At 57.2% G+C, this 7685-nt stretch carries 8 protein-coding genes; all 8 read right to left on the bottom strand.

The annotated features are described in order from the left end of the window. Positions 1-206 precede the first annotated feature (206 nt). A complete protein-coding gene (gene msrQ / locus HX868_RS22140; protein ID WP_177004357.1) occupies positions 207-827 on the bottom strand; it encodes a protein-methionine-sulfoxide reductase heme-binding subunit MsrQ in 621 nt (206 codons plus the stop codon). After that, positions 827-1840 (bottom strand): protein-methionine-sulfoxide reductase catalytic subunit MsrP, encoded by a 1014-nt coding sequence (msrP, locus tag HX868_RS22135; RefSeq protein WP_177004356.1) that lies wholly within the window; start codon positions 1838-1840, stop codon positions 827-829. The genes msrQ and msrP overlap by 1 nt, the downstream gene beginning before the upstream one ends. Positions 1841-1903: 63 nt before the next feature. Then, the gene (gene pssA, locus HX868_RS22130) at positions 1904-2761 is read right to left on the bottom strand and encodes a CDP-diacylglycerol--serine O-phosphatidyltransferase (protein WP_177004355.1); all 858 of its coding nucleotides are present in this window, start codon (positions 2759-2761) and stop codon (positions 1904-1906) included. A 144-nt stretch (positions 2762-2905) separates the two neighbouring features. Next, on the bottom strand, positions 2906-3922 hold the full coding sequence (gene ilvC / locus HX868_RS22125; RefSeq protein WP_056859781.1) for a ketol-acid reductoisomerase: 1017 nt from the start codon (positions 3920-3922) through the stop codon (positions 2906-2908). 47 nt (positions 3923-3969) lie between these two features. Then, positions 3970-4461 carry an acetolactate synthase small subunit gene (gene ilvN, locus HX868_RS22120; protein ID WP_003176102.1) on the bottom strand — a complete coding sequence of 164 codons (492 nt, stop codon included), beginning with the start codon at positions 4459-4461 and terminating at the stop codon, positions 3970-3972. Positions 4462-4463: 2 nt separating this feature from the next. After that, the gene (locus tag HX868_RS22115; RefSeq protein WP_177004354.1) at positions 4464-6188 is read right to left on the bottom strand and encodes an acetolactate synthase 3 large subunit; all 1725 of its coding nucleotides are present in this window, start codon (positions 6186-6188) and stop codon (positions 4464-4466) included. Positions 6189-6619: 431 nt separating this feature from the next. Continuing rightward, positions 6620-6949 (bottom strand): YqcC family protein, encoded by a 330-nt coding sequence (locus tag HX868_RS22110; protein WP_021492878.1) that lies wholly within the window; start codon positions 6947-6949, stop codon positions 6620-6622. Next, positions 6949-7683, bottom strand: a complete 735-nt coding sequence (locus HX868_RS22105) for a tetratricopeptide repeat protein (RefSeq protein ID WP_177004353.1) — start codon at positions 7681-7683, stop codon at positions 6949-6951. The genes HX868_RS22110 and HX868_RS22105 overlap by 1 nt, the downstream gene beginning before the upstream one ends. Positions 7684-7685: the final 2 nt, after the last annotated feature.

The following is a 7685-nucleotide window of genomic DNA, read 5'->3' as shown; positions in this document are numbered from 1 at the left end:
CCGATCTCTCGTCAGCGGGAGGCGAATTCTACAGCGTTACACGCTGCTGTCAACACCTCTTTTTCAACTTCCTTTTGGCTTCGATGAACTGAAGCAACCTGCTGCCGAAACCTACATAACTCATTGTTTATCAAGGAGTTTTCCGTTTCGACTGCGCCGGAAGTGGGGCGAATTATAGACAGTTAATATTCGCCGTCAACCGTTAATTACGCTTTTGTGGCAGAAAGTGATTTTTTCGCAATAAGGCGCGGGATTCGACGCATTACAGGCGGGATCCGTAGCACCAGGAGCAGTGCACCTATAGAAGCATAGATAGCCCATTCCTTGAGGTCCGCACGCACAATCCACAACATGTGAAGCAAGCCAAGTCCCAGAATCACGTACACCAGACGGTGCAGCTTCTTCCAACGGCTGCCCAACCGACGCTGACTGTAACGATTCGACGTCACCGCCAATACTAACAGCGACAGGAAACCCAACGCGCCCACAATAATGTAAGGCCGCTTGCGCAACTCAACGCCTAGCTGCGACCAATCCAATCCAAGCACAAACACACAATAAGCAGCCAGATGCAGCACGACATAAGCAAAGCACCACAACCCAAGCTGCCGACGCACCGCTATCCACCCTGCCCAACCACTAAGCTTCTGTAGTGGGGTCATTGCCAGGGTGATCAACAACAGTATCAGCGTGCCGAGGCCCAGCAGATCAACCAACACCTTTCCCGGATCCGGCCCCAGGACAGAACTCCAAGCTTCATATAGCCAGAACAACGGCCATACCGCCGCCGCTATAAAGACGCCAATACGCCAGATTGGGTAACGCATCAGTAGTTCTTCCGCAGATCGAGATCGGTATATAGAGACGCCACCTCATCCGAGTAACCATTGAACATCTGCGTCTCGCGCACATTGGGGCTGAACAGGCCACTCGGTAGACGACGCTCCCGCGCCTGGGTCCAACGCGGGTGATCGACCGTAGGGTTCACATTTGCATAAAAGCCATATTCGTCCGCTGCAATGCTCTGCCAGGTGGTTTTCGGCTGCTCGCTGACAAGGCTGATGCGAACAATAGACTTCACACTCTTGAAGCCATATTTCCATGGCACTACCAAACGCAACGGCGCGCCATTCTGGTTAGGCAGTTCGCGTCCGTACATTCCCACAGCCAGGATCGCCAAAGGGTTCATCGCCTCATCCAGACGCAAGCCCTCTACATAAGGCCAATCGATCAAGCCAAAACTCGACCGCTGGCCCGGCATGCTCTTGGAATCTTGCAGCGTTTCAAAACGAATGTATTTGGCCTTGGAAGTCGGCTCAACCTGCTTGAGCAACGCCGAGATCGGAAAACCGATCCATGGAATAACCATTGACCATGCCTCAACACAGCGCAGACGGTAGATACGCTCTTCCAACTGATACGGCTTCATGAAGTCTTCCAGGGCATATCGACCTGGCTTCGCGACTTCGCCATCAATCACCACGCTCCAAGGCTCGGTCTTGAGTGAGCCCGCGTTCGTTGCTGGGTCGCCCTTGCCTGTACCGAACTCGTAGAAGTTGTTGTAGTGGGTCGCATCCTTGAACGGGGTGATCGCCTCGTCCTTTACCGTGACAGCCTGCCATTTCGTGCCTGGCAGTTTCTCGGCAAACCAGCCCGGCGCCCTGCCCGCTTCGACATCGGCATAACGCGAGGCTTCGTCCGCACTCGCCCAACGCGGCAAGCTGCTGGCAGCAACGCCGGCAAGCGCACCACCGAGCAAGCTGCGGCGAGAAAGATAGAAGGATTCAGGTGTGACATCCGATTCGTGGCAATCGGACGCTTTGGGCAATTTGATTAACATGGCAACTCCGCAGCATTGGAGAACTGATGCACCAATAGACTGCGGAGTATGGGGGAAATTACATTAAGGCAATGTTTTGTCGCGGCGCAGATGCAGCAAGTACTGAACCGGCCCCGAAGCGGCGTAAACCAGGAACGCCAGCAACAGAATACGCGGCGGGTCGCTGAACACCACGGCGAACACCAGCACCACGGCCAGAATCGCCACGAAAGGCACACGCCCCTTCAGGTCCAGCTCCTTGAAGCTGTTGTACTTGATGTTACTGACCATCAGCATGCCGGCCGCAGCCACCATCAAGGCCACGAGGAACGACATCTTCGAACCCTGGATGCCGTAATCACTGAACGCCCAGACGATACCCGCCACCACACCCGCAGCAGCCGGGCTGGCCAGACCGATGAAGTAACGCTTGTCGGCAGTTCCCACCTGGGTATTGAAGCGCGCCAGACGCAAAGCAGCACCCGCGACATAAATGAAGGCAACCATCCAGCCGACTTTCCCCATATCACCCAGCGCCCACGCAAATGCGAGTAACGCAGGGGCAACACCAAACGCGACCATGTCCGACAGCGAGTCATACTCGGCACCAAAGGCACTTTGCGTATTGGTCATGCGCGCCACTCGACCATCCAGACCGTCGAGCACCATGGCGACAAAGATGGCGATGGCCGCAAAACCAAAATACTTACTGGCACTCGCCGCGTCACCTGCCGCCAGTGCGCTTTGGGCGCTCATGGAGTTGATGATGGAATAGAAGCCGGCAAACAGGTTCGCCGTGGTGAACAGGTTGGGCAGAAGATAGATGCCACGATGCCGGACCTTGCGACCTTCCGCATCATGCCCTTCTTCGACATGCTCATCGATCGGCAGCAGGCTTTCGGCGTCAGAGGCCTGGTTTGGCTCTTCGGGACGTTCGGTCATGGACTTTACCTTGCAACGGTGTGAAAAGAATTCGACAAATACTTGCGGCGCGTGTTCGCCTGCAAACGATGCAGCTTTATACCAGAACCCGCCCCCAAACGAAAAAACGCGGCCTAAGCCGCGTTTTCCGTTGATGCGTACGACTTAGTTTTTGGCTTTGTCGACGATCTTGTTGGCACCGATCCACGGCATCATGGAGCGCAGTTGCTCGCCGATGACTTCGATACCGTGAGCGGCGTTGTTACGACGCTTGGCGGTCATCGAAGGGTAGCCGGTAGCGCCTTCGCTGATGAACATTTTGGCGTATTCGCCGTCCTGAATACGTTTCAGGGCGTTGCGCATGGCCTGACGGGACTCGGCGTTGATCACTTCCGGGCCAGTCACGTACTCGCCGTACTCGGCGTTGTTGGAGATCGAGTAGTTCATGTTGGCGATACCGCCTTCGTACATGAGGTCAACGATCAGTTTCAGTTCGTGCAGGCATTCGAAGTAGGCCATTTCCGGCGCGTAGCCGGCTTCAACCAGGGTTTCGAAACCGGCTTTTACCAGTTCAACGGTACCGCCGCACAGAACGGCTTGTTCGCCGAACAGGTCGGTTTCAGTCTCGTCCTTGAAGGTGGTTTCGATGATGCCGGTACGACCGCCACCGACGCCAGCAGCGTAGGACAGTGCCACGTTCTTGGCGTTGCCCGAAGCGTCTTGGTAGATCGCGATCAGGTCGGGGATGCCGCCGCCTTTGACAAACTCGGAACGCACGGTGTGGCCCGGGGCTTTCGGCGCGATCATGATCACGTCGAGGTCAGCGCGCGGCACAACCTGGTTGTAGTGGATCGCGAAGCCGTGGGAGAAGGCCAGGGTGGCGCCCTTCTTGATGTTCGGCTCGATTTCGTTCTTGTACAGCGCGGACTGGAACTCGTCCGGGGTCAGGATCATGACCAGGTCGGCAGCAGCAACGGCGGAAGCAACGTCAGTCACTTTCAGGCCGTGGGCCTCAGCCTTGGCAACAGTGGCCGAACCTTTACGCAGGCCAACAGTCACGTCAACGCCGGAATCTTTCAGGTTGCAGGCTTGCGCGTGACCCTGGGAGCCGTAGCCGATGATGGCGACTTTCTTGCCCTGGATGATCGACAGGTCACAATCTTTTTCGTAATAAACTTTCATGAGGTTCCTCTATATATCCAGGCCGTAAGGCCATTCGCTAATTTGGGTTAGATGCTGAGTACTTTGTCGCCACGGGCAATCCCGGTGACACCACTGCGTACCGTTTCCAGAATCGAGGCCGTCCCGATCGACTGGATGAAGCTGTCCAGCTTGTCGCTTGTACCGGTCAGTTGAACGGTATAAACGCTGGCGCTCACATCGACGATCTGCCCGCGATAAATGTCGGTGGTGCGCTTGATCTCGGCACGTTGGGCACCCGTGGCCTTGACTTTAACCAGCATCAGCTCGCGCTCGATGTGGGCACTTTCCGACAGGTCGACCAGCTTGACCACTTCGATCAGCTTGTTGAGGTTCTTGGTGATCTGTTCGATCACCTCATCGTGGCCCACAGTGGTCAACGTCAGGCGCGACAGGGTCGGGTCTTCGGTCGGGGCCACGGTCAGGCTTTCGATGTTGTAGTTACGTTGCGAAAACAGGCCGACAACACGAGACAGAGCGCCGGGTTCGTTCTCCAGAAGCAGGGAGATAATGTGCCGCATGATTAAGTACGCTCCGTCTTGTTCAGCCACATGTCGCGCATAGAGCCGTCTTTGATCTGCATCGGGTAGACGTGCTCGCTGGTATCCACCTTGATATCGATGAACACCAGGCGGTCCTTCATGGCGAACGCCTCTTCCATCTTCGGCTTCAGATCTTTCAAATCGGTGATGCGAATGCCGACGTGGCCATAGGCTTCAACCAATTTTACGAAATCCGGCAGCGATTCCATGTAGGAGTGGGAGTGACGGCTGTTGTAGCTCATGTCCTGCCATTGACGGACCATGCCCAGCACGCCGTTGTTCAAGCAGACGATCTTCACTGGAAGGCCATACTGCAGGCACGTCGACAGTTCCTGAATGTTCATCTGAATGCTGCCCTCACCGGTGACGCAAGCGACGTCGGTATCCGGGAAACTCAGTTTCACGCCCATGGCCGCAGGGAACCCAAAGCCCATCGTGCCCAGGCCACCGGAGTTGATCCAGCGGTTAGGCTTGTCGAACTTGTAGTACTGCGCGGCGAACATCTGGTGCTGGCCCACGTCGGAGGTCACAAAGGCGTCGCCCTTGGTCACTTCGCACAGGGTCTCGATCACGGTTTGTGGCTTGATGATGCTGCCGTCGCCCTTGTCGTAAGGGAACAGGCCGCGATCACCGCGCCATTCGTCGATCTGCTTCCACCAACTGGCAACGGATTCCTTGTTCGGCGCCTCGCCGATGTCCTTGAGCGCGGCAACCATTTCGGTCAATACGCTTTCCACCGGACCTACAATCGGCACGTCGGCCTTGATGGTCTTGGAGATGGACGCCGGGTCGATGTCGATGTGGATGATCTTGGCATTCGGGCAGAATTTGCTCGCGCCGTTGATCACTCGGTCATCGAAACGCGCGCCCACGGCCAGGATCACGTCGGCATGGTGCATGGCCAGGTTGGCGGTGTAGCTGCCGTGCATGCCGAGCATGCCGACGAACTGACGGTCCGTACCCGGGAAGGCGCCGAGGCCCATCAAGGTGTTGGTTACCGGCAGGTTGAGCAGCTTGGCCAACTCGGTCAACGGTGCGGAACCGCCGCCCAGAATGACGCCACCGCCCGAGTACAACACTGGACGCTTGGCCGCCAAGAGCATTTCTGCTGCCTTGCGGATTTGCCCCGAGTGCCCACGAACGGCCGGGCTGTAGGAGCGCAGCTTGGCTTTCTTCGGGAAGACGTATTCGAATTTTTCCGCCGGGTTGGTCATGTCTTTCGGGATATCGACCACGACAGGACCCGGGCGACCGGACTGTGCAAGGTAGAACGCCTTTTTCATGACATCCGGGATTTCCGAAGGATGCTTGATCATGAAACTGTGTTTCACGATCGGCCGGGAAATACCGATCATGTCGGTTTCCTGGAATGCATCGGTGCCTACCATGGTGCTAGGCACCTGGCCGGAAATGATCACCATCGGGATGGAGTCCATATACGCAGTCGCGATGCCGGTAATGGCATTGGTTGCGCCTGGGCCGGACGTTACCAGCACCACACCGGCTTTACCGGTGGCACGGGCATAACCGTCAGCCATATGGGTTGCCGCTTGTTCGTGGCGAACCAGGATGTGGGTAACAGCCGGTTCCTTGAACAGTGCGTCGTAGACATGCAGCAGAGCACCACCTGGGTACCCGTAGATATAGTCGACGCCTTCGTCACGCAAAAAGCGGACGAGCATCTCACCACCAGATAAAAGCTCCACGTTGTTCACCTCTAAAACGCCAGAATACCGTCCGTTGAAAACCGACGGGTCTTAATAGGTTTACTTCTCAACAGAGCATGAGCGACGGTGGTCGCCGACTACGTCAGCACTGACTGAGCAAGTATTGGGATCGTCCCAAGTGTTGCGGGCTTTTCCCACCCAGCGCGAGGTAACGCGTTGCGGGTGTAACAGGTCGGCGCGGATGTGCGCCTCATGATCTGCTGAGCGGGCCTGCTTCTGGCAGTCCCGATACAGCGGACTTTGGATTCTTCTGTTTCAGGCCCTTCAAGTCAAGCAATAATTGCGCTTTTTTCCAACTAAGCGCATGAGAACATAGAAGAAAGGGCTTTGAGGAGGGATAAAACTCGTCTGAATGTCGTCAAGCGGTAGAAATGTGCGCAAGACTGCCGGAAAACCCGGCAGTCAGGCAATTAACGAGCGTCGACGATCAGTTGGTCGAACTTTTTCAGCGCGTTACGCAAGCCAAGGCTCTCTTGCGGACGATCGGCGTAGACCATTTCGGCCATCTCCAAAATGCCCGAGGCATTGGGCAACGGCAGGTCCTGTTCGAGGATCTGCTTCATGCGCACCAGGAAGATCCATTGCAGCCACTGGTGAAAATCCAGGGTATCCACAGAAAAGGGCTCGACACTGCTGAGCGCCTCGACGCTGGGGGACACATCGTCCCACCAGCCCTGCACGCGCAACTCTCGCTCTATCAGCAGCAGCTGTTCGGCGATGGCGGGAAACCGTGCATCCATCAGAGGCTGACCTTTGCTTTTTGGCGTGCCTGGGCAGCGCCAGCGGCATCGCCTTGTGCGGCACGCGCATCGCCAATCAACGCCCACAGGCTGGCTTGCAGGTCGGGACGACCGTTGGCGAGCGACAAGCCGCGACGGGCGAACTGTTCGGCTTGCGGTGCATCACCCTGGGCCATGCGCACCTGGGCCAGGCGATACAACACTTGCGGCTCACGCGGCGCAACGCGTTGGGCACGCTCGAGACTCGAGGATGCGCCATTCAAATCGCCACCCGCCTGCTGTTGCTGGGCAGTGGTCAACAAAGCCAGCACCGGGCCATCCAGTTGCTCATCAGCCGACAAGCCGCCAGCGCTGGAGGACGATGGAATGCCACTCGGCGTTGACGGCATGTTGTAGGTGCCCTGGTTGATCGGGGTTGTCTGGATCGGCGTGGTATCGATCGGGCCAGATGTGCTTGGCCCTGGGGTCCACGGCTGCGTGCTGATGGGCGCCGATGTGGCTGCACCACCGCCCGGCACCATCACCACCACGCCCGAATCCTGCGGCATGGCCTGCGGCTTGGCTTGGGCAGGACGATTGGTGACGGTCTGGCGGAACCCGCCATTGGCCGAGATCCGGTCGTTATTGGAGACGGCCGTGCTCGAGTCCACCACGGGAATGGAGCCGCGCTGCACGCTGGAGCAACCGCCGAGCAAAGCCAGAGCTGTAATAGCTGGAAACAACCACTTGTTCACTT

It is taken from the genome of Pseudomonas reactans, from assembly GCF_013385825.1.
Lineage (GTDB): Bacteria > Pseudomonadota > Gammaproteobacteria > Pseudomonadales > Pseudomonadaceae > Aquipseudomonas > Aquipseudomonas reactans.
Note: the sequence above shows the minus strand (reverse complement) of the source record. Positions and strands in the feature narration are given on the sequence as shown.